The 21,473-nt window shown below is 71.6% G+C and carries 20 protein-coding genes and 1 pseudogene; 12 read left to right on the forward strand and 9 right to left on the reverse strand.

The annotated features are described in order from the left end of the window. Nucleotides 1–67: 67 nt before the first annotated feature. Nucleotides 68–685: a LysE family translocator gene (locus tag QNO09_RS17955; protein ID WP_283971213.1), complete on the reverse strand. Its 618-nt coding sequence runs from the start codon at nt 683–685 to the stop codon at nt 68–70. Between the two features lie 335 nt (nt 686–1,020). Between QNO09_RS17955 and QNO09_RS17960 the strand changes: the two genes are divergently transcribed. Next, nucleotides 1,021–1,176 (forward strand): hypothetical protein, encoded by a 156-nt coding sequence (locus QNO09_RS17960; protein ID WP_283971214.1) that lies wholly within the window; start codon nt 1,021–1,023, stop codon nt 1,174–1,176. A 61-nt stretch (nt 1,177–1,237) separates the two neighbouring features. On the opposite strand, the gene QNO09_RS17965 is transcribed toward QNO09_RS17960, so the two are convergent. Then, entirely contained in the window at nt 1,238–2,620 is a 1,383-nt protein-coding gene (locus QNO09_RS17965) for a glycine--tRNA ligase (protein ID WP_283971215.1), read from the reverse strand. 171 nt (nt 2,621–2,791) lie between these two features. Here QNO09_RS17965 and QNO09_RS17970 point away from each other — a divergent pair, with 171 nt between their 5' ends. From QNO09_RS17970 to QNO09_RS17985, 4 genes are read left to right on the forward strand one after another with little or no spacing between them, the layout of a single operon-like run. Next, nucleotides 2,792–3,775 carry a metal ABC transporter substrate-binding protein gene (locus tag QNO09_RS17970; RefSeq protein WP_283971216.1) on the forward strand — a complete coding sequence of 328 codons (984 nt, stop codon included), beginning with the start codon at nt 2,792–2,794 and terminating at the stop codon, nt 3,773–3,775. A 20-nt stretch (nt 3,776–3,795) separates the two neighbouring features. After that, complete coding sequence (locus QNO09_RS17975) at nt 3,796–4,563, forward strand: metal ABC transporter ATP-binding protein (protein ID WP_283971217.1); 768 nt, start codon at nt 3,796–3,798, stop codon at nt 4,561–4,563. Continuing rightward, the gene (locus QNO09_RS17980; RefSeq protein WP_283971218.1) at nt 4,563–5,465 is read left to right on the forward strand and encodes a metal ABC transporter permease; all 903 of its coding nucleotides are present in this window, start codon (nt 4,563–4,565) and stop codon (nt 5,463–5,465) included. Before QNO09_RS17975 ends, QNO09_RS17980 begins: the two co-directional genes overlap by 1 nt. Nucleotides 5,466–5,523: 58 nt before the next feature. After that, nucleotides 5,524–5,943, forward strand: a complete 420-nt coding sequence (locus QNO09_RS17985; RefSeq protein ID WP_283971219.1) for a Fur family transcriptional regulator — start codon at nt 5,524–5,526, stop codon at nt 5,941–5,943. 317 nt (nt 5,944–6,260) lie between these two features. Here QNO09_RS17985 and QNO09_RS17990 read toward each other — a convergent pair whose 3' ends face one another. From QNO09_RS17990 to QNO09_RS18000, 3 genes are read right to left on the reverse strand one after another with little or no spacing between them, the layout of a single operon-like run. Then, nucleotides 6,261–7,094 (reverse strand): isoprenyl transferase, encoded by an 834-nt coding sequence (locus QNO09_RS17990; protein WP_283971220.1) that lies wholly within the window; start codon nt 7,092–7,094, stop codon nt 6,261–6,263. Nucleotides 7,095–7,153: 59 nt separating this feature from the next. Next, entirely contained in the window at nt 7,154–7,900 is a 747-nt protein-coding gene (recO, locus tag QNO09_RS17995) for a DNA repair protein RecO (RefSeq protein ID WP_283971221.1), read from the reverse strand. 26 nt (nt 7,901–7,926) lie between these two features. Continuing rightward, nucleotides 7,927–8,142, reverse strand: coding sequence for a hypothetical protein (locus tag QNO09_RS18000; RefSeq protein WP_086599578.1), 216 nt, complete (start codon nt 8,140–8,142; stop codon nt 7,927–7,929). A gap of 451 nt (nt 8,143–8,593) precedes the next feature. On the opposite strand from QNO09_RS18000, the gene QNO09_RS18005 reads away from it, so the two are divergent. Both QNO09_RS18005 and QNO09_RS18010 read left to right on the forward strand, forming a co-directional pair. Continuing rightward, entirely contained in the window at nt 8,594–9,076 is a 483-nt protein-coding gene (locus QNO09_RS18005; protein WP_283971371.1) for a GNAT family N-acetyltransferase, read from the forward strand. 75 nt (nt 9,077–9,151) lie between these two features. After that, nucleotides 9,152–10,618 carry an alpha/beta hydrolase gene (locus QNO09_RS18010; protein WP_502962317.1) on the forward strand — a complete coding sequence of 489 codons (1,467 nt, stop codon included), beginning with the start codon at nt 9,152–9,154 and terminating at the stop codon, nt 10,616–10,618. Nucleotides 10,619–10,932: 314 nt separating this feature from the next. On the opposite strand, the gene QNO09_RS18015 is transcribed toward QNO09_RS18010, so the two are convergent. Next, nucleotides 10,933–11,388: a protein-tyrosine phosphatase family protein gene (locus QNO09_RS18015; protein ID WP_283971223.1), complete on the reverse strand. Its 456-nt coding sequence runs from the start codon at nt 11,386–11,388 to the stop codon at nt 10,933–10,935. Between the two features lie 243 nt (nt 11,389–11,631). On the opposite strand from QNO09_RS18015, the gene QNO09_RS18020 reads away from it, so the two are divergent. Genes QNO09_RS18020 through QNO09_RS18040 form a run of 5 tightly spaced genes read left to right on the forward strand, consistent with a single transcriptional unit; the run spans nt 11,632 to nt 18,160 of the window. After that, on the forward strand, nt 11,632–13,260 hold the full coding sequence (locus tag QNO09_RS18020) for an ABC transporter substrate-binding protein (RefSeq protein WP_283971224.1): 1,629 nt from the start codon (nt 11,632–11,634) through the stop codon (nt 13,258–13,260). 4 nt (nt 13,261–13,264) lie between these two features. Beyond that, nucleotides 13,265–14,227, forward strand: a complete 963-nt coding sequence (locus tag QNO09_RS18025) for an ABC transporter permease (RefSeq protein ID WP_283971225.1) — start codon at nt 13,265–13,267, stop codon at nt 14,225–14,227. Beyond that, on the forward strand, nt 14,224–16,206 hold the full coding sequence (locus QNO09_RS18030) for a dipeptide/oligopeptide/nickel ABC transporter permease/ATP-binding protein (RefSeq protein WP_283971226.1): 1,983 nt from the start codon (nt 14,224–14,226) through the stop codon (nt 16,204–16,206). Before QNO09_RS18025 ends, QNO09_RS18030 begins: the two co-directional genes overlap by 4 nt. Continuing rightward, complete coding sequence (locus tag QNO09_RS18035) at nt 16,203–17,231, forward strand: oligopeptide/dipeptide ABC transporter ATP-binding protein (protein WP_283971227.1); 1,029 nt, start codon at nt 16,203–16,205, stop codon at nt 17,229–17,231. The genes QNO09_RS18030 and QNO09_RS18035 overlap by 4 nt, the downstream gene beginning before the upstream one ends. After that, the gene (locus QNO09_RS18040; RefSeq protein WP_283971228.1) at nt 17,228–18,160 is read left to right on the forward strand and encodes a dihydrodipicolinate synthase family protein; all 933 of its coding nucleotides are present in this window, start codon (nt 17,228–17,230) and stop codon (nt 18,158–18,160) included. The genes QNO09_RS18035 and QNO09_RS18040 overlap by 4 nt, the downstream gene beginning before the upstream one ends. Before the next feature lie 10 nt (nt 18,161–18,170). On the opposite strand, the pseudogene QNO09_RS18045 reads toward QNO09_RS18040, so the two are convergent. The 3 genes and pseudogenes from QNO09_RS18045 to leuA all read right to left on the reverse strand — a co-directional run. Further along, nucleotides 18,171–18,586, reverse strand: a pseudogene (locus tag QNO09_RS18045) (ATP-binding protein); the annotation flags it as partial. Nucleotides 18,587–18,735: 149 nt separating this feature from the next. Next, nucleotides 18,736–19,434 carry a TerB family tellurite resistance protein gene (locus tag QNO09_RS18050; RefSeq protein WP_283971229.1) on the reverse strand — a complete coding sequence of 233 codons (699 nt, stop codon included), beginning with the start codon at nt 19,432–19,434 and terminating at the stop codon, nt 18,736–18,738. A gap of 210 nt (nt 19,435–19,644) precedes the next feature. After that, on the reverse strand, nt 19,645–21,366 hold the full coding sequence (leuA, locus tag QNO09_RS18055; RefSeq protein WP_283971230.1) for a 2-isopropylmalate synthase: 1,722 nt from the start codon (nt 21,364–21,366) through the stop codon (nt 19,645–19,647). Nucleotides 21,367–21,473: the final 107 nt, after the last annotated feature.

Here is a 21,473-nt window from a genome sequence, read left to right on the forward strand (position 1 = left end):
CGAGCGAAGCCGAGAACGGGGGAGCGTGCCGGGCGTCGCGACGCCGCGGAGATCCATCAGAAGGGGCCTAGCGCGCCGTGAACGCCAGCTTCGCCCCCAGCGCCACGAACGAGCCCGCGAAGCCCCGCCGCAGCCAGGCCATCACCCGTGGCCGGCCCACCACGTGCCGGCGCACCGACGCCGCCAGCACCCCGTACGCGGCGAACACCACGAAGGTCGCCAGCATGAAGACCCCGCCCAGCCCCGCCATCCGCATCACCGCGTGCGGTTCCCCGGGGCTGACGAACTGGGGCAGGAACGCGAAGAAGAAGATCGTCAGCTTCGGGTTGAGGATGTTGATGAGCACCCCGCGCACGATCACCCGCCGCGCCGACACCTCCGGGGCCGTATCCCGCTCCTCCACCGCGAGCGCCTGCTTGTCCCGCACGGTCGCCCACGCCATGTACAGCAGGTAGGCGACACCCGCGTACTTGAGCACCTGGAACGCGGTCGCACTCGCGTGCAGCAGCGCGGCGACGCCGGTGACCGTGGCCAGCAGGTGCGGGACGATCCCGAGCGTGCAGCCGACGGCCGCGACGACACTCGCGCGCCGCCCCCGGGAGAGCGCGGCGGCGAGGGTGTAGACGACGCCGGTACCCGGCGTGGCGACGACGACAAGGGTGGTCAGCAGGAACGCGATACTCATGCCGCCACCCTGGCGCGGGCGCCGCCCCGGGCAACAGGACCAATCGGCGCCGGCGCTCCGGGACCACTGCCCCGCGGCCCGAGGACACCAAGGGCTCCGCCGTTCGACACGGTTCTCGCGGCCGAGACCCCGGGCCCTCCGGGGGCGTCGACCGACCAGACCGCCTTGGAGCGTTCCCCGCACGTCGGGGTCGTCGGCGACCTCAACGACGAGCCGTCCGGCGAGGCGTCGGGCCCTGCGGGGCACGGGACTTCGGGACGTGATGAGGCACCCGCCCATCGGGCGCCCCGGGCCCACGGCACGGGGCGACCCCGGGGACCGGAATCGATCACCCGATGCCCCCGCCGCCCCTGTGGGAGCAGGCGCGGCACCTGGAGGCCGAACGGCGCGGTGTCCGGGCGCCGTTCACGATCACGTCCTTCGACACCGTCACCTCGACGTGGAACCGCGCCTCGGACCACACGGCGGTCCACGCCGACCCGGACCCGTGAAACGCGGCGGTGCCGGGCCCTTCAGAGGAGGAACCCGGCACCATCACGCGGAGAAGGAGGGTCAGCAGCCGATCAGGCGGGCCGCCAGGTAACCCTCGATCTGGTCGAGGGAGACGCGCTCCTGCTTCATCGTGTCGCGCTCCCGGACGGTGACCGCGTTGTCCTCGAGGGTGTCGAAGTCGACGGTCACACAGAACGGCGTACCGATCTCGTCCTGGCGACGGTAGCGGCGGCCGATGGCGCCGGCGTCGTCGAACTCGATGTTCCAGTTCTGGCGGAGCGCCTGGGCGAGGCCCTTGGCCTTCGGGGAAAGCTCGGGGTTGCGGGACAGCGGCAGCACCGCGACCTTCACCGGGGCGAGGCGCTGGTCGAGGCGCAGCACCGTGCGCTTCTCCATCTTGCCCTTGGCGTTGGGCGCCTCGTCCTCGACGTAGGCGTCCAGGAGGAACGCCAGCATCGCGCGGCCGACACCGGCCGCGGGCTCGATGACGTACGGGGTCCAGCGCTCGCCGGCCTCCTGGTCGAAGTAGGTGAGGTCCTGGCCCGAGGCCTTGGAGTGGGCGCCGAGGTCGTAGTCGGTGCGGTTGGCGACACCCTCCAGCTCGCCCCACTCACTGCCGCCGAACTGGAAGCGGTACTCGATGTCGGCGGTGCGCTTGGAGTAGTGGGAGAGCTTCTCCTTCGGGTGCTCGTACCACCGCATGTTCTCCTCGCGCAGGCCGAGACCGGTGTACCAGTTCCAGCGCTGCTCCATCCAGTACTCCTGCCACTTCTCGTCCTCGCCCGGCTTGACGAAGAACTCCATCTCCATCTGCTCGAACTCGCGGGTGCGGAAGATGAAGTTGCCGGGCGTGATCTCGTTGCGGAAGGACTTGCCCATCTGGGCGATGCCGAACGGCGGCTTGCGGCGCGAGGTGGTCTGCACCTGGGAGAAGTTGGTGAAGATGCCCTGCGCGGTCTCGGGCCGCAGGTAGGCGACGGAGCCGGAGTCCTGGGTCGGGCCGAGGTGGGTGGACAGCAGGCCCGAGAACTGCTTGGGCTCGGTGAACTGGCCCTTGTTGCCGCAGTTGGGGCAGTTGACGTCGGCCAGGCCGTTCTCCGGCAGGCGCTTGTGCTTGGCCTCGTAGGCCTCCTCCAGGTGGTCCGCGCGGAACCGCTTGTGGCAGGAGGTGCATTCGGTCAGCGGGTCCGTGAAGGTGGCGACGTGGCCGGAGGCCACCCAGACCTCGGGGGCCAGGATCACGGACGAGTCGATGCCCACGACATCCTCGCGCGACGTCACCATGTAGCGCCACCACTGGCGCTTGAGGTTCTCCTTGAGCTCGACACCGAGGGGGCCGTAGTCCCAAGCGGCGCGCTGGCCGCCGTAGATCTCACTACAGGGGAATACGAAGCCACGGCGCTTGCTCAGGCTGACGATGGTGTCGATCTTGTCGGCGGCCACGGTGCTCTCTTCATTACGACGACGGGCGACGAAGCGAGATGCTTCCAGCGAATGACTCAGGTTACCGGCGGGGGCGCCCCCTCAATCAAATCGCTCCCCCTGCGGCGTCCTCAAGGCCCCGGTCAGGACGTTTGTTGACAACGGTTTCCATATTTGTTGAAAATGACTGTCATGAACGTACGACGACACCTCATACCCACCGCCCTGGCCTCCGCTCTCGGCATCGGCGCCCTGACCGCCTGCTCCAGCGACAGCGCGGCCTCGGGCAACACGGAGAAGTTCGACGTCGTCGCGTCGTTCTACCCCATGGCCTTCCTCGCCGAGCAGATCGGCGGCGACCACGCGAACGTCACCAGCCTGACCGAGCCCGGCCAGGAGCCGCACGACCTGGAGGTCAGCACCAAGCAGCGCGCGCAGCTGGAGGAGGCCGACGCGGCGCTCTACCTCAAGGGCCTCCAGCCCGCCGTCGACGAGGCCGTCGGCCAGACCGGCATCAAGACGAAGATCGACGCGGCCGGCCTGACCACCCTCGAGGACCACGGCAACACCGAGCACAGCCACGAGGGCGAAGAGGGCCACGCGGAGGAGGAGGGCCACGCCGAGGAGGAAGGCCACGCCGAGGAGGAGGAGCACGCCCGCGACCCGCACGTCTGGCTGGACCCGGTGAAGTACGCCGAGGTCGCCGAGGGCGTCGGCAAGGCCTTCGAGAAGGCCGACCCGGATCACGCGGCCGACTACAAGAAGAACACCGCGGCCCTGGTGAAGAAGCTGAACGACCTGAACGCCGACTTCGAGAACGGCCTGAAGGACACCAAGACCAAGGTCTTCTTCACCAACCACGCCGCCTTCGGCTACCTCGCCGAGCGCTACGGCCTCACCCAGGAGGCCATCTCCGGCCTCGACCCCGAGAGCGAGCCCAGCGCCGCCCGGATCAGGGAGCTCCAGCAGGAGGCCAAGGCCGACGGCGTCACCACCGTCTTCTACGAGACACTGGTCTCCGACAAGACCGCGAAGACCCTCGCCCGCGACGCGAAGCTCAAGACCGACGTCCTCGATCCGCTGGAGGGCATCACCGACAAGTCCCGCGGCGACGACTACTTCCAGGTCATGGAAGCCAACCTCAAGGCCCTGCGCACGGCCCTGGGAGCCAAGTGACCGATCCATCGGAGGACGGCATGACCGAGCCCGTCGTATCCCTGCGCGGCGTCCGCGCCGACCTGGGCTCACGCCCCGTGCTGCGCGGCATCGACCTCACCGTGCGCCGCGGCGAGGTCGTCGCGCTGCTCGGCGCGAACGGTTCGGGCAAGTCCACGGCCGTGCGCACCATCATCGGCCAGGTGCAGACCGGTGCCGGTGAGATCCGGCTGTTCGGCACGGACCGCGGACGGTTCCGCGACTGGCACCGCGTGGGCTACGTCCCGCAGCGCACCACGGCCGCCGGCGGCGTGCCCGCCACGGTGACCGAGGTGGTCTCCTCCGGCCGCCTGTCCCGGGCCCGCTTCGGCATCCTGCGCAAGGCCGACCGCGAGGCCGTACGGGGCGCCCTGGAGCTCGTCGGCATGGCCGACCGGGCCAAGGACCCGGTCGACGCCCTCTCCGGCGGCCAGCACCAGCGCGTCCTGATCGCCCGCGCCCTCGCCTCCGAACCCGAGCTGCTGATCATGGACGAGCCGATGGCCGGTGTCGACCTGGCCAGCCAGGAGGTCCTCGCGCACACCCTCACCGAGCAGGTCTCGCGGGGGACGACGGTGCTGCTCGTGCTGCACGAACTGGGCCCGCTGGAGCCCCTCATCGACCGGGCGGTCGTCCTGCGCGACGGCTGCGTCGTGCACGACGGGCCGCCCCCGAAGGCCGTCGGACAGCACGCCCTGCCCGGCCACGACCACGTGCACCCGCACGCACCGGCGGGCGCCGAACCGATCCGCACGGGACTGCTGAGCTGATGGACTTCCTCGACTACGCCTTCATGCAGCGTGCCCTGCTCGCCGCCGTCCTGGTCGGCATCACGGCCCCCGCGGTGGGGATCTACCTGGTCCAGCGCCGCCAGGCCCTGATGGGCGACGGCATCGGCCACGTGGCGATGACCGGCGTCGGCCTCGGCTTCCTGCTGTCCTGGTCCCCGGTGTGGATGGCGACGCTCGTCTCCGTCCTCGGCGCGGTCCTCATGGAGCTGATCCGCTGGTACGGCAAGACCCGCGGCGACGTCGCCCTGGCGATGCTGTTCTACGGCGGCATGGCCGGCGGTGTGATGTTCATCAACCTCGCGCCGACGGGCTCCAGCGCCAACCTGACGTCATACCTGTTCGGCTCCCTGTCGACGGTGTCCGAGTCGGACGTCACGGCGATCTGCGTGCTGGCCGCCTTCGTCGTGCTGGTCACCCTGGGCCTGCGGCGGCAGCTGTTCGCGGTCAGCCAGGACGAGGAGTTCGCCCGCGTGACGGGCCTGCCGGTGCGGGCCTTGAACCTGCTGACGGCGATCACCGCGGCCGTCACGGTGACGGTGGCGATGCGGGTGGTCGGCCTGCTGCTGGTCAGCGCGCTGATGGTGGTGCCGGTCGCCGCCGCCCAGCAGATCGCCCGCAGCTTCGCCGTCACGTTCGCGATCGCCGTCGCCATCGGCGTGAGCGTGACGATCGGCGGCACCATGACCTCGTACTACCAGGACGTGCCGCCCGGTGCGACGATCGTGCTGCTGACCATCGGCGCGTTCCTCGTGCTGACGGCACTCGCGGCCCCACTGGCCCGTCGCCGCGCCCGTGCGGCGGCGGCCGCGCACACCCCGGCAGACCCGGCCGAGTGCGCGATTCCGGGCAGCCGGGAGGCGGCCGACGAAGTCGGCGTCTGACCGCTCCCGTCCCGGGCTGGCACAATGGCCCGGGCAAGGCAGACGTGAGGAGGCAACGGTGACGACCGCTGGACCGTCCGTGAAGGGCCGCGCCACCAAGCAGCGGGCCGCTGTGTCGGCGGCCCTGCAGGAGGTCGACGAGTTCCGCAGCGCGCAGGAACTGCACGACATGCTCAAGCACAAGGGCGACTCGGTCGGGCTCACCACGGTCTACCGCACCCTGCAGTCCCTGGCCGACGCCGGTGAGGTCGACGTCCTGCGCACCGCGGACGGCGAGTCCGTCTACCGCCGTTGCTCCACCGACGACCATCACCACCACCTCGTCTGCCGCGGCTGCGGCAAGGCCGTCGAGGTCGAGGGCCCGGCCGTGGAGAAGTGGGCCGAGGCCATCGCCGCCGAGCACGGCTATGTGAACGTGGCCCACACGGTGGAGATCTTCGGCACGTGTGCGGATTGTGCGGCTGCCTCCGGCGGTTGAGCCGATCCTCGCCGTGGGGGTGGGGATTCGTCGTCGGCCGCGGGTGTGTGTGGGGGGGCGTTCGCGCAGTTCCCCGCGCCCCTGAGGAGAGTGGCGCGTCGTCGTCCACCGCTGCGGGTGTGTGTGGGGGCCGTTCGCGCAGTTCCCCGCGCCCCTGACGTGCTGCGGAGGCGCATGTCTCGCCGGGCGCCCGGGACCGGGGCTCCTCTGGGAAGGCGTCGGTGCACCGAGGTGTGCCGACGGCAGTGGAAACCATGCCGCAGGACGCCGCCGCTGTGGCCCGGCTGCCGCCCGAGGGGCCGCCGGGCCTCGGCGTGCTACGGCTGGTCGCCCTCCATGGCCAGCAGTTCCTCGTTCGGGATGGCACCGCCGAAGCGCCGGTCCCGCGAGGCGAACTCCAGGCAGGCCCGCCACAGGTCACGCCGGTCGAAGTCCGGCCACAGCACGTCCTGGAAGACCATCTCGGCGTAGGCGCTCTGCCAGATCAGGTAGTTGGAGGTGCGCTGCTCGCCGCTGGGGCGCAGGAACAGGTCCACGTCCGGCATGTCCGGGTAGTACAGGTACTTCGCGAAGGTCTTCTCACTGACCTTCGACGGGTCGAGCTTTCCGCTCTTCACGTCCTCCGCCATCGCCTGGGCGGCGTCGGCGATCTCGGCGCGGCCCCCGTAGTTCATGCAGAAGTACAGGGTCAGCCGGTCGTTGTCCTTGGTCTGCTCCTGGGCGACCTGGAGCTCCTTGGCGACCGAGCGCCACAGCTTGGGCATACGGCCCACCCAGCGCACCCGGATGCCCAGCTCGTCGAGCTGGTCGCGGGTCTTGCGGATGAAGTCCCGGTTGAAGTTCATCAGGAAGCGCACCTCGTCCGGCGACCGCTTCCAGTTCTCGGTGGAGAAGGCGTACAGCGAGATGGCGCCCACGCCCATCTCGATGGCCCCCTGGAGCACGTCCAGCACGCGCTCGGCGCCGACCTTGTGCCCCTCGGTGCGCGGCAGACCCCGTTCCTTGGCCCAGCGACCGTTGCCGTCCATGACGATGGCCACATGGCGCGGTACGAGTTCCCCGGGGAATCTCGGGGGCCGCGCGCCGGACGGGTGCGGCTCCGGCGTCCTGTACTCCCGGCGCTGGCGCCCCAGGATCCCGCGTACGGCCATGTGTTTCTCGTCTCCTCGTGCTCGCTTGCTTCTCTGGTGCTCTGTGCCGGCTGCTCGCGCTACTTCTCGACGTAGCGCAGGGAGCGCAGCCCGCGCTCCATGTGCCAGTGCAGATACGCGGACACCAGCCCGCTGCCCTCCCGGACGTGGCGCGCCTCGCACGCGTCCGCGGTCTCCCAGTCTCCCGTAAGCAGGGCACCGAGGAGTTCCAGGGCCTGGGGCGAGGGTACGACGCTGCCGGGCACCCGGCAGTCCCCGCAGACGGAACCGCCCGACGCGACCGAGAAGAACCGGTTGGGCCCGGGCATCCCGCACTTCGCGCAGTCGGTGAAGCTCGGGGCGTATCCGTTGACGGCGAGGGAGCGGAGCAGGAACGCGTCGAGCACGAGATGCGGCGCGTGCTCCCCCCGGGCCAGGGTCCGCAGTGCGCCGACCAGCAGCAGGTACTGCTGCACGGCCGGCTCCCCCTCGTGGTCGGTGAACCGCTCGGCGGTCTCCAGCATGACGGTCCCGGCCGTGTACCGTGCGTAGTCGCTCACGATGGCGCCGCCGTACGGCGCGATGGTCTCGCTCTGGGTGCACAGCGGCAGGCCGCGCCCGACCAGCTCGCTCCCCTTGGCGAAGAACTGCACGTCGACGTGGGAGAACGGCTCGAGACGCGCCCCGAACTTCGACTTCGTCCGGCGCACGCCCCGGGCCACCGCGCGGACCCGTCCGTGACCGCGCGTGAGCAGCGTGATGATCCGGTCCGCCTCACCCAGCTTCTGGGTGCGCAGCACGATGCCGTCGTCGCGGAACAGACTCATGGAGCCATTCTGGCAGGGTCGTCACGTCAAGGGACCTCGCCCCTGCTGCGGGCGTTGGCGTACGCGGTGGCCGCGCGCAGCCGCTCGGCCGGGGTGGCGTGCCGGACGGCACCGGGGTCGGCGTCCCACTCCTTGCCGCCGCCGTACGGCCGCAACTGCACGTAGGGCCCCTCATGCCCCATCACGATGCCGATGCGACCGCTGCGGGTGTCCACGACGTACGCGCCGACCGGAGGCTTCATCGCGGCACCGCCACGAGCCGACCGGCGGTCCGCACGCGGTTCCGGCCCGATCCGAGGAGCGGGCAGGGCGCTTCCCGCACAAGACTCTCCGGGTCGAGCCCCGATGAGTGCAAGTTCATTCCGGCCTTGGTGAGTTCTGCCCGCAATTCTTTCACCGCGTCCTCCGCTTCTTCGGCGCAGAGCGCCGAGTGTCGTGCCTCCACCGTGCTCCCCCTCCTTTCGCGGTTTCACTCTTCGCATCTCTTCGGTCACGCTCCGCGTCTACACTCGGGAAGGGTCTGTGTCGTACAACTGCGGCGCGGCACAAAGGGGTTCGGCACGCGGTGCGGCAAAGCGGCCTGTCGGCGGGCTTTTCGCGGAAAGGCCGGTGCCGGCAAGAGGTGGGCCGGCGACCCGTTGAGACAATCCGGTCGTGGAAACATCGAAGGGGCACTCGAAGCCGGAATGGGGCATGCGCCCCGCGCGGCCGACGGATGTCGAGGCGATCGCGGATCTGCGGGCCGTGGTGATGCGGCCGGACCTGGAGCGGCTGGGCCGCTATGACGAACACCGGGTCAGGCAGCGCCTGCGGGACGGCTTCGCCGCTCGGCACACGTCGATCATCACGACCGGCGGCGCCTTCGCGGGCAGCGTCTCCCTGCGCCCGTCCGGGACCGGTCACTGGCTGGAGCACTTCTACCTCGTTCCGGCGCTCCAGGGCCGCGGGGTCGGTTCGGCGGTCCTGCGCACCCTGCTGGACAGGACGGACTCCACCGGCGACCTCGTCCGCCTGAACGTCCTGCGCCGCAGTCCGGCCCGCCACCTCTACGAACGGCACGGCTTCACGGTGGACACCCAGGACGCGATCGACGTCTTCATGGTGCGGCCGCCGACGGGCCGGCGCAGGGGAACGGGCGGGCCTTCGCGCCGGGCCCCGTCTGCGGGCCTGGGGTAATCCCCCGCACACATCAGGCGGTTACCCGGATGTGGTCCGCCGCCGGGTTCGGCCAGGCTGCTGCGCATGAAGCAGATGTCGAAATGCGCGGTACTGGTCGCCGCCGCCGGAATGATCCTCGGGTTCGCCGGACCCGGTGGGGCGTCCGCGGCCGGTGGGGAGCGGGTCGAGTGGGGCGCGTGCGCGGGCTCAGGGCTCGATCCCCGACAGCAGTGCGCCACCGTCGGTGTGCCCATGGACTACTCCGACCCCGACAGCCCCGAGATCCGGATCGCCGTCTCCCGGATCCCCGGTGAGAAGCCGTCCGCCCGGCGAGGCGCGCTGTTACTCATCCCGGGCGGTCCCGGTGGGGACAGTCTCGCCGATCCCTCCGGCAAGGGGCAGAAGCTGCCGCAGAAGGTGCGGGACGCCTACGACCTCATCGGGTTCGCGCCGCGCGGGATGGCGCCCTCCACCGCCGTCGACTGCGAGCTGGATCCCGCCGACATCGGACCGACCAAGCTCCTGCCCTGGCCGGGCCCGGACGGTTCCGTCGGCGAGAACATGGCCACCGCCCGGCGTACGGCAACGGCCTGCGTGCGCAACGGCGGTGAGCTGATCCGGCACATCAGCACCGCCAACGGGGCCCGCGACCTGGACCGGGTCCGGGCCGCCCTCGGCGAGGAGAGGATCTCCGCGTGGGGGGTCTCGTACGGCACCTACGTCGGCGCCGTCTACAGCCAGTTGTTCCCGCACCGCACCGACCGCATCGTGCTGGACAGCAACAACGACCCCGACCACACCCGCGTGACCCGCAACTGGCTCGCCGCCTTCGAGGCCGGGGCCGAGGACAACTTCCCCGAGTTCGCCCGGTGGGCGTCGCGGCCGGGCAATCCGCACCGGGTGGCCCGCACGCCCGCCGAGGTGCGCTCCGGCTTCCTGCGCCTCGCCGCCCGGCTGGACCGCGCGCCTCTGCCCTGGCCGGGCGCCAACCCGCCGCGGCTGGACGGCAACGCGCTGCGCCAGACCATGCTGTCCAGCCTCTACGACCCCGACGACTACCCGACCCTGGCCAGGACCATCCGGGCCGCCCGCAAGGGCACCGTGCCGCCGGTGCCCGAGGCGCCGCCCGAGTCGGTCCTGCAGAACGTCGCCGCGGTCGGCGTCGGCACGATCTGCAACGACGTCGACTGGCCCGACTCGGCCGCCGCGTACCAGAAGGACGTCGACGCGAGCCGCGCCGCTTTCCCGCTGACCGCGGGCATGCCGCGCGGGCCGATGGTGTGTGCGGCCTGGCCGTACGAGCCGCGGGAGCCGGCCGTGCGGGTCACCGACCGCGGGCCCTCCAACATCCTCCTCGTGCAGAACGAGCGGGATGTCGCCACCCCGCTCGCGGGGGCCCGGAAGCTGCGGCAGGCCCTCGGTGACCGGGCCGTCATGGTCACCGTGAACTCCACCGGTCATGACGCCTACCTCGCCAACGGCAACGCCTGCGGCGACCGGACCGTCTCCCGTTTCCTGGCCACCGGCACACGGCCCGCCTCCGACCTCTACTGCGGCTGAGGAGTGCGGCCGAGGAGTGCGGTGGCCCGCCGCCCCGTACCGGTGGGCCGCCGCGCGGAACTCCTCCTCCGGCTCCACGCGCCGGCCGGAGGCGGGGTCGTCCGGACGGTCCTTGACGACCTTGGTGAGGGCGTACTCCACCCAGTCGAGGTCCGGGCGCGGCTCGTCCGGGCGGCGCGGGGCGTCCGGGCGGCGCGGGGCGTCCGGGCTGGCGAACTCGAACGTCATCGCCGCGTACAGGCCCTCCGACGCGAAGACCTCCGGCAACTCGCCCCCGTAGTGGCGGATGAGGTGCGCCGGGCCGGAGGAGAGGTTCAGCCCTCGCCGAACCGGCGTACGTACCGCCGTTGCCAGGGCGTCTCCACGGCGTGCCGGTCGTAGTGCCGGCGGACGTACCCCACCGCCTCCTCCGCGGGCACCCCGTCCAGCACCGCCAGGCAGGCCAGGGCCGTGCCCGTGCGGCCGCGCCCTCCGCCGCAGGCGATCTCCACCCGCTCCCCGGCGGCCCGTTCCCACACGCCGGCCAGCGTCGCGCGGGCGTCCGTCGGGTCCGCCGGGAGGCGGAAGTCGGGCCAGCGGATCCAGCTCGACTCCCAGGGCACCCCGGGCGGTTGCCGACCGAGCAGATAGACGCCGTAGGAGGGGAGGGGCGCGACGGGGTCCAGAGGATGGCGAAGGCCACGGCCGCGGATCAAGCGGCCTGAGGGCAGCCGCAGGACGCCGGTGTCACTCTCGCTCCACAGCTCGCTCACGCCCCCATCATGCTCCATGTCACGTCGGCCGGGGGCGCGATCACTCCCCCTGTCGCCCCACCTCCGGCGGCACCCGGCCCGCCCTGACGATCGGCCAACTCACGCCGTCGTCGGCGCCATTGGTCCGGCCTCTGGCGGATACGCCATTCGTGTGCGACCCCTTGACCGCCCCCACACCCCCTCCTATGGTCGCGACCGCAGGACGTAGGACGTCGTACCTCCCCTGCCGGCCCCTTCCCCCGGACCCTCGCTGGAGGACCCGTGCGCGACGTGACCCCCGACGTGCCGGCAGTGCACCGCCGGTCATTCCTGAAGTACACCGGCGCGCTGGGCGCGACCGCCGCCGCCTCCACGTCGCTGTCGGCCTGTTCGTCCGGGCCGGAGTCCACCAACGACACCGGCACCGGCGGTGGCCGGGAGCGGACGCTCACCGCGGTCATCGGCTACGGCAACGACGGCAGCTGGGACCCCACCCAGACGGCGTCGGCGTTCTGCATGGCCGCCAACAACCACGTGTACGAGGGGCTGCTGGACACGGATCCGATCTCCCGGGAACCGTACGCGGCGCTGGCGACCGAGGTGCCGAAGGACCCGGACAGCACGTCATGGAGGTTCAGCCTGCGGGCGGGCGCGACGTTCCACGACGGCAGGCCCGTCACCGCCGACGACGTGGTGTTCGTCTTCGACCGGATCCTCGACCCGGGCACCCAGACCCTCGCCAAGGGCTTCTTCGCGAGCTGGTTGCGGGAGGTCCGGAAGATCGACGCGCACAACGTCGAGCTGGTGCTGAAGTTCCCGTTCCCGGACGGCCTTTCGCGGCTCACGCTCGCCAAGATCATGCCGAGGCACGTGTACGCGAAGCCGGGGGGCTGGGACGACGCCATCAAGGGCAAGGCGATCGGCTCGGGGCCGTACCGGCAGACCGCGCACCACCCGAAGTCGAACACGACCTTCGAAGCCTTCGACGGCTACAACGGCCCCCGCGAGCCCGCCTTCCAAAAGATGAACTGGCTGACCATCGTGGACGCGGCACCCCGGGTCGCCAAGATCTCCGGTTCGAGCGCGGGCGCGCAGATCGCGGACAACATCCCGTACGCCAACATCGGGCAGTTGGAGAGCGGCGGGCTGACGGTCGCCGGCGGGGCCGGGATGAACAACCTGTTCCTGATGTTCAACACCCGGCACAAGCCCTTCGACGACGTGCGGGTGCGCCAGGCCCTGCACTACGCCATCGACACCGGGAAGATGGTGGAAGTGGCGCTCAAGGGTCATGGGAAACCGTCGAGTTCCTTCCTCGACGAGGGCAATCCGTCCTACCGCCGGGCGAAGACGGTCTACGACTACGACCCCGACAAGGCCAGGGCGCTGCTGAAGGCCGCCGGGGTCAAGGGGCTGAGCGTCGACCTCCTCGCCGTGAACGTCAGCTGGATCGTCGACTGCCTGCCCACCGTCAAGGCGTCCTGGGACGCGATCGGGGTCAAGACGACCCTGTCCCCGCAGGAGACCACGGCCGTCTTCACGAAGATGGACCAAAAGCAGGACTACCAGGTCGTCGCCGCCGCCTCGAACCCCAACCAGTTCGGCGTCGACGCCGACCTGATCATGCGGTACAACCACGGGCCCGAGAACCTGTGGATGCGGTACACGCGGTGGGCCTCCGACCCGGTCGCCCGGCAGCTCTTCAAGGACATGGACCGGGCCACCCGGGAGCCCGACCCGCGGAAGAAGAAGACGATGATCCAGGACTGCATCGACGTCGTCGCCGAACAGGCCGTGCTCTACCCGGTCGTCCACAACGAGCTGATGACCGCCTGGGACCCGGCGCGGCTCAGCGGGATAAGGGCGCAGCCCTACCCGGGGCTCAACCTCCTGCAGGCCAGGTGGACCTAGCGCCATGACGGCCGTCCTGCGGATCCTGCTCCGCCGTGTCGCCCTCCTCGTGCCGCTGACGCTCGGCATCGTGCTGTTCGTGTTCCTGGTGATGCGGTTCTCGGACGTCGACCCGGCGTCGGCGTTCTTCCAGGGCGCCAACCCGACGCCGGCACAGTTGCACGACTTCCGCGAGGAACACGGCCTGCTGGATCCGCTGCCCGTGCGCTACGCCGGCTTCGTCGCCGATCTGCTCCACGGCGACCTGGGCACCAGCGCGCTGACCCGGGCGCCGGTGCTCGACCAGGTCACCACCGCGCTGCCGCTCACCCTCCAGCTGACGTTCCTCGGTCTGGGCATCGCGGTCGTGCTGTCCCTCGTGGGCGGTGTGACCGCGGCGATCCACCGGGACCGGCTGCCCGACCAGATCATCCGGGTGGTGTCCCTGACCGGTGTCGCGGCGCCCGGCTTCTGGCTGGCACTGCTGATGATCCAGTACCTGGCGGTCGACCTGGGCTGGTTCCCGACCGGCGGTTACATCAACCCGGCCGACTCCCTCTCCGGCTGGCTGAAGACCATGACCCTGCCGGCGTTCGCGTTGTCCCTTCCGGTGGCGGCGCAGCTGACCCGGATCGTGCGCACGGCCGTGGTGGAGGAGCTGGACAAGGACTACGTGCGGACGGCGATCGGGAGCGGGCTGCCGCCGCGGGTGGTCGTGGGGCGCAACGTGCTGCGCAACGCGCTCATCACCCCGCTCACCGTGCTCGGTCTGCGCGTCGGCTATCTGCTGGGCGGCGCGGTCGTCATCGAGACCATCTTCTCGCTGCCCGGCATGGGCAAGCTGATGATCGACGCCGTGAAGAACGGCGATCCGGCCGTGGTGCAGGGCGTGGTGCTGACCACGGCGGCCGGGTTCGTCGTGGTGAACCTGGTCATCGACGTCCTGTACCTGCTGGTCAACCCGCGATTGAGGGATGCGCCCCCATGATGACCCGCGTGCTGACCCGCAAGGGCCTGGCCCAGGCGCTGTCCCGGCCCGGTGTCCGGCTGCGCGGCCTGCGCAGGCTGCCGCTGCCGTCGAAGATCGCCCTCTGCTTCCTGGCGGTCGTCGCCGTGGCGGCGCTGTGCGCGCCGCTCCTCGCCCCGCACGACCCGCTCGACCAGCAGCCGCCGGCGGACGGCACCGGACATCCGTCGGCCGGGCACTGGATGGGCCAGGACAGCCTCGGCCGGGACATCCTGAGCCGGCTGATGTACGGGGCGCGCTGGTCGCTGGCGATCGGGCTCGGCGCGACCGGACTCGCCCTGGTGGCCGGCGCGCTGCTGGGGGCGATCGCGGCGACCTCCCGCAAGGCGGTGGACGAGACGCTGATGCGCTGCCTGGACATCGTGATGGCGTTCCCGGGGATCGCGCTGGCCGCCGTGCTGGTGGCGGTGTTCGGCGGTGGCATCACGGTGCTGATCTGCGCGATCGCGTTCCTGTTCACGCCGCCGGTGGCGCGGGTGGTCCGGGCGAACGTCCTCGACCAGTACGGCGAGGACTATGTGACGGCGGAACGGGTGATCGGCGCCCGGACTGCGCACATCGTGCTGAGGCACGTGGCGGTCAACTGCGCGGCGCCGGTGCTGGTGTTCTGCACGGTCCAGGTCGCCGAGGCGGTCGTGTTCGAGGCGTCGCTGTCGTTCATCGGGGCGGGCGTACGGCCGCCGGACCCGTCCTGGGGCAGTGTCATCGCGGACGGCAAGAACATGGTGCTGACCGGCGGCTGGTGGGCGACGGTGTTCCCCGGGCTGCTGATGCTGGTCACCGTGCTGTCGCTGAACATCCTGTCCGAGGGCGTGTCCGACGCCTGGGCGGCCCCGTCGGCGCGGGAGGCCGACGCGCCCGGCGATGATCCGGTGGAGGCGCCGGAGCCCGGCGGCGGGGAGGTCGTGCGGCTGCCCGGTCTGGCGGAGGCGGCCCGGCGGCTGCGGGCCCGAGCCCGTCCGCTGCCCGACGGGCAGCCGGTGCTCGCGGTGGAGAACCTCACGATCGGCTTCGACCAGCGGCACGGCGGCGTCGACATCGTGGACGGCATCGGCTTCGAGGTGCGCCCCGGGGAGGTGCTCGGGCTGGTCGGCGAGTCGGGCTGCGGCAAGTCCCTGACCGCGCTGGCGATCATGGGGCTGCCGCCGAAGGGGGCGCGGATCAGCGGCCAGGTCCGTTTCCAGCGGCGGGACCTGCTCGCCGAGCCGATGCGCGTACGCCGCAGGCTGCTCGGCCACGAGATGGCGATGATCTACCAGGACGCCCTGTCGTCGCTGAACCCGGCGATGACGATCCGCGCCCAGCTGAAGCAGGTCGTGCGACGCGGCGGGCACCGGAGCCCCGCGGAGCTGCTGACGATGGTGGGCCTCGACCCGGGGCGCACCCTGCGCAGCTACCCGCACGAACTGTCCGGCGGGCAGCGCCAGCGCGTCCTCATCGCCATGGCCCTGTCCCGCGACCCCAAGCTGATCGTCGCCGACGAGCCGACGACCGCCCTGGACGTGACCGTGCAGGCCCAGGTCATGGAGCTGCTGCTGCGGCTGCGCGAGGAGCTCGGCTTCGCGCTGATCCTCGTCTCGCACGACCTGGCGCTGGTCGCGGACGTCACCGACCGGGTGGTGGTGATGTACGGCGGGCAGATCGTGGAGGCGGGTGTGACCGCCGACCTGGTGGAGGCCCCGGCCCACCACTACACGCGGGGCCTGCTCGGCAGCGTGCTGTCGCTGGAGTCGGGGCAGGAGCGGATGACGCAGATCCGGGGCGTGGTGCCGTCCCCGGCCGACTTCCCCGCGGGGTGCCGCTTCGCCGGCCGCTGCCCGCGCGCGAGCGGCGTCTGCCGGACGACGGCCCCCGTCCTGGCCGGCACGCCGGCGCACACGGCGGCCTGCCATCACCCGGCCCTGGAGCTGGCGACGACCGAGACCGAGGCGGTGTCATGACCGGACGGCCCGCCCTGGTCGAGCTCCGCGACGCCCACGTCGTCCACCGGGCCCGCAGCGGCGGCCTCTTCACCCGCGACCGGGTGTACGCCCTGACCGGCGCAGACCTGGTGATCGCGCCCGGGGAGACCGTCGGCGTGGTCGGGGAGTCGGGCTGCGGCAAGTCGACGCTGGCGAAGGTGCTGGTGGGGGTGGAGCGGCCCACACTGGGGACGGTGTCCTTCCGGGGCAGGGACCTGTGGGCCATGTCGGCCGCCGAGCGCCGCCGGACCATCGGCGCCGGCACCGGCATGATCTTCCAGGACCCGTCGACGGCCCTGAACCGCCGCCTGACCGTCCGGCAGATCCTGCGGGACCCGCTGGACGTGCACGACCGGGGCACTCGCGGCCGACGTGACGAGAGAGTGCGGGAGCTGCTGTCCCTGGTCGGCCTCCCCCGGGGCCTCGCCGACGCCCTGCCCGGACAACTCTCGGGCGGGCAGCGCCAGCGTGTGGCGATCGCCCGGGCACTGGCCCTGGACCCGGACCTGGTCGTGGCCGACGAGCCGACGAGCGCCCTGGACGTGTCCGTCCGGGCCCAGATCCTCAACCTCCTGCTGGACCTGAAGGAACGCCTCGGCCTGGCGCTGGTGTTCGTCTCGCACGACATCCAGACGGTGCGGCGGATGAGCGACCGCGTGATCACCATGTATCTGGGGCGGATCGTGGAGGAGTCCCCGGCCGCGCTGGTCACCGACCGGGCCCGCCACCCGTACACCCGTGCCCTGTTCTCCGCCACACCCGGCCTGCTCGACCCGATCGACCCGATCCCGCTGGCCGGCCCGGTCCCGTCGGCGACCCGGCCGCCGAGCGGCTGTCCGTTCCGCACCCGCTGCTGGAAGGCGGACGGCACGTGCGCGGACGAGATGCCGGGCTTCTCCGCCGCGTCGGCACCCGCGCACCGCTTCCGCTGCCACCATCCTGTCCGGGAGGACGAGTCGACCCGTGACCTCGTCCACCGACGCGACCCGATGGAGGCGCCATGACCTTCGCCCCGCTGACCGGTGTCATCCCGCCCGTCTGCACGCCCCTGACACCGGACGGCGAGGTGGATGTCCCCTCGCTGCTCGGACTCGTCGACCATCTGCTGGCCGGCGGGGTGCACGGCCTGTTCGTGCTCGGCTCGACCTCGGAGGCCGCGTATCTGCCCGACCGTCAGCGCAGGCTGGTCGTCGAGTCGGTCACCGGCCACGTGGGCGGGCAGCTGCCGGTGCTGGCCGGGGCGATCGACATGACGACGCCCCGGGTCCTGGACCATGTCGCGTCGGTGACGGCGGCGGGCGCGGACGCGGTCGTCGTCACCGCCCCGTTCTACGCCCGGACCCACCCGGCGGAGATCGCCCGCCACTACCGCGCGGTCGCCGCCGCGAGCCGGGTCCCGGTGATCGCCTACGACCTTCCCGTCGCCGTCCACACCAAGCTGTCGGCCGACGTGGTGCTGGAGCTGGCCGCCGACGGTGTCGTGGCAGGGCTCAAGGACTCCAGCGGTGACCTGGCCGCCTTCCGCCAGGTCGTGACCGGTGTCCGGGAACGCCAGGGCGTCACCGGTTTCAGCGTGCTGACCGGCTCGGAGCTGATCGTCGACGCGGCCCTCGCGATCGGCGCGGACGGCACGGTGCCGGGCCTCGGCAACGTCGACCCGCACGGCTACGTCCGCCTGGACCGCCTGTGCCGCGCCGGGGACTGGGACGCGGCCCGTGCCGAACAGGAGCGCCTGTGCGCGCTGTTCGGCATGGTGACCGTCGGCGACCCGGCCCGGATGGGGCCGAACTCCTCGGCGATCGGCGCCTTCAAGGCCGCCCTGCACCTGCGGGGCGTGATCCGCTGCCCGGCGACGGCTCGGCCGCAGATCCCGCTGTCGCCGGAGGAGGTGGAGCGGGTGGGGAAGTATCTGGCGGCGGCCGGACTGCTCTAGAGCCCGCCCGTCAGACGCTCCCGGCGTGACCATGCCCGACCCGCGGTCCGGCGTCGGGTGTGCCACCGACGCCGCGGGTCCGCTCGCGCATGCCGACGAGCCCGAAGCCGGGGATTGCGCCGGGGCCGGTCCGGTGCCAACGTCGCGGACAGGCAGGTGCAGGGCGCCGTCCCGCTCCGCCGGCTCGACCCGGACGGCCGGTTCGGGCCCCGCGTGCCGTACGGCGTTCGTCAGGGCTTCCTGCACGATGCGGTAGGCGGCGGCGACGGCGGGGGTGCCTGCCGTATCCGTACGGTAGGCGGCGCCCACGGCGGAGGGCCTGCCGTATCCGTACGGTAGGCGGCGCCCACGGCGGAGGGCCTGCCGTATCCGTACGGTCTGCTCGACCCGGGCTCCGGCGAGCCGCGCGGCCCGGGCCAGGTCGGGTCCGGCTCCCTCCGGTCGGGTGTCTGGATCGGTCTCCGGACTCCCGTCCGCCGGGTGCCGTTTCGTCGGGCGTGAGGTCGAGCCGGGGGCTGCTGCCGGGGGCGGCCCCGGCCGCGCGCTACTCCCCGGGGAGTACGTGGGGGCGTGCCCTACGAAGGCGTGCGCGCCGCCGCCGCCAGCAGCCGGGTCACGTCGTCGGAGCAGATGGTGAGCGCCGCACCCACCGTCGCCAGCACATCCCGCTCGGCCGGGGTGTACGGCGCGTCCGCGAGGGCGATGCGGGCGCCCTGGAGCAGGATCGATTCGCGGCCGACGGTGGCGAGGTGCGGGGCGAGCGGGTCCAGGGCCTCGTGCAGCTCTATGGCGAGCCCGGCGCCGCACGGTCCACCGGTGATCCGGCCGGTGTCGGCCTCCAGCGCCTCGACGAGGGCGGCCAGCTGCTCCTCGGTGCAGTCGTCGAAGCCGGCCGCGCGCACGGCGAGCACGGCGGCCTCCAGTGCCGTACGGGAACCGGCGCCGCCCGCGGCCAGCACGGCGAGGGCGACCGTGTGCACGGCGTCGCGGAGCATCGCGGAGAAGCGCGTGGTGGTGGGGTGGTCGAGGACGTCCGTGCCGAAGTGGCGGCGGCAGGCGGCGCACTCCACGACCGGGCCGGTCTCGCCGCGCGGCAGCACGGGCAGGCCGAGCAGGGTGAAGCGGCGTTGTCCGGTCAGCCGCTGGTAGTTGCGGTCGCCGCCGCAGCCGGGGCAGAAGAACTCCCCGTCACCGGCGGCCGTCCACGCGGTGCGGGTGCCCAGGATGCGCGAACACCTGGCGGCATGGCCGTTTCGTCCCCGTCCTGGCAGCACGTCGCACCTCCGTCACGCCGCGCGGCAACGCCGCCGCGCTTGCGTGATGTTAGCCACATCGGAGACGAGGAGTCAGCACCCCGGAGGAGACCTTTCCGTGACCTCCACAGCAAATGGCCGGTATACGACGCGGCTCCGCCCGCCTACGTCGGCGGACGGAGCCCCTGTGGCGTCCTTGAGCGGCCTTCGGACGCAGACCCGTACGGCTGGTCAGCGGGCCGCGCGGTTGACGGCCGAGACGACCGCCTTCAGCGAGGCCCGCGTGGTGTTGGCGTCGATTCCGATGCCCCACAGGACCTTGTCGCCGATGGCGCACTCGATGTACGAGGCGGCCTGCGCGGAGGCGCCCTCGCTCATCGTGTGCTCCTGGTAGTCCAGCAGGCGCACGTCGATGCCGACGGACTGCAGGGCGTCGAAGAAGGCCGAGATCGGACCGTTGCCGGAACCGGTCAGGACGGTGTCCTGACCGTCGAGCGTGGCCTCCACCTTCAGGGTGTCCACGCCGTCGGTGTCGGTGGTCGACTGGTTGTTCTTGACCTGGATCCGGCCCCACGGGTTCTCGGGGTTGGGCAGGTACTCGTCCTGGAAGACCGACCAGATGTCCTTGGGCGTGACCTCGCCGCCCTCGGCGTCCGTCTTCGCCTGGATGAGCTTGGAGAACTCGATCTGCATCCGGCGCGGCAGGTCCAGCTTGTGGTCGTTCTTCAGGACGTAGGCGATACCGCCCTTGCCGGACTGCGAGTTGACCCGGATGACCGCCTCGTAGGAGCGGCCGACGTCCTTGGGGTCGATCGGCAGGTAGGGGACGGCCCACTCGATGTCGTCGACGGTGACGCCCCGGGCGGCGGCGTCGGCCTCCATGGTGTCGAAGCCCTTCTTGATGGCGTCCTGGTGGGAGCCGGAGAAGGACGTGTAGACCAGGTCGCCCACGTACGGGTGGCGCGGGTGGACCTCCATCTGGTTGCAGTACTCCCACGTGCGGCGGATCTCGTCGATGTCGGAGAAGTCGATCTGCGGGTCGACGCCCTGGGAGAACAGGTTCATGCCCAGGGTGACCAGGTCGACGTTGCCGGTGCGCTCACCCTGCCCGAACAGGCAGCCCTCGACGCGGTCGGCGCCGGCCATCAGGGCCAGCTCGGCGGCGGCGACGGCGGTGCCGCGGTCGTTGTGCGGGTGGATCGACAGGCAGACGTGCTCGCGGCGGGAGAGGTGGCGGCCCATCCACTCGAAGCGGTCGGCGTGCGTGGACGGCGTGGACCGCTCCACGGTGGCGGGCAGGTTCAGGATGATCTCGCGGCCCGGGCCGGGCTGCCAGACGTCCATGACCGCCTCGCAGACCTCCAGCGCGAAGTCCAGCTCGGTGTCGGTGAAGATCTCGGGGCTGTACTGGTAGCCGAACTCGGTCTCCGGGCCCAGCAGCTTCTCGGCGTACTCCATGACCAGGCGGGTGCCGTCGACGGCGATCTGCTTGATGTCGTCCTTGGAGCCGCGGAAGACGACCCGGCGGAAGACCGGGGCGGTGGCGTTGTACAGGTGGACCGTGGCGCGCTTGGCGCCCTTCAGGGACTCCACCGTGCGCTCGATCAGGTCCTCGCGGGCCTGGGTCAGTACGGAGATGGTGACGTCGTCGGGGATGGCCCCGGGCTCCTCGATGATGGAGCGCACGAAGTCGAAGTCGGTCTGGCCGGAGGCCGGGAAGCCGACCTCGATCTCCTTGTAGCCCATCTTCACCAGCAGGTCGAACATGGCGCGCTTGCGGGCCGGCGACATGGGGTCGATCAGGGCCTGGTTGCCGTCGCGCAGGTCGGTGGAGAGCCAGCGGGGGGCGGTGGTGATGCGCTGCTCAGGCCAGGTGCGGTCCGGGAGGTCGACCTGCTCGTAGCGGCCGTACTTGTGGATCGGCATGGAACTGGGCTGCTGGCGGTTCGCCATGATGCGGGGGCTCCTCAAGGGGTCCGGGAAGGACGGCCGACGACGCAGCACCAAGCTCCGCGGGGAGGGAGTCGGCCTCGACTACAGGCCCTCGCCGCGGCAGCTAA

The organism is Streptomyces sp. 378 (genome assembly GCF_030124145.1).
In the GTDB taxonomy this organism is placed as follows: domain Bacteria; phylum Actinomycetota; class Actinomycetes; order Streptomycetales; family Streptomycetaceae; genus Streptomyces.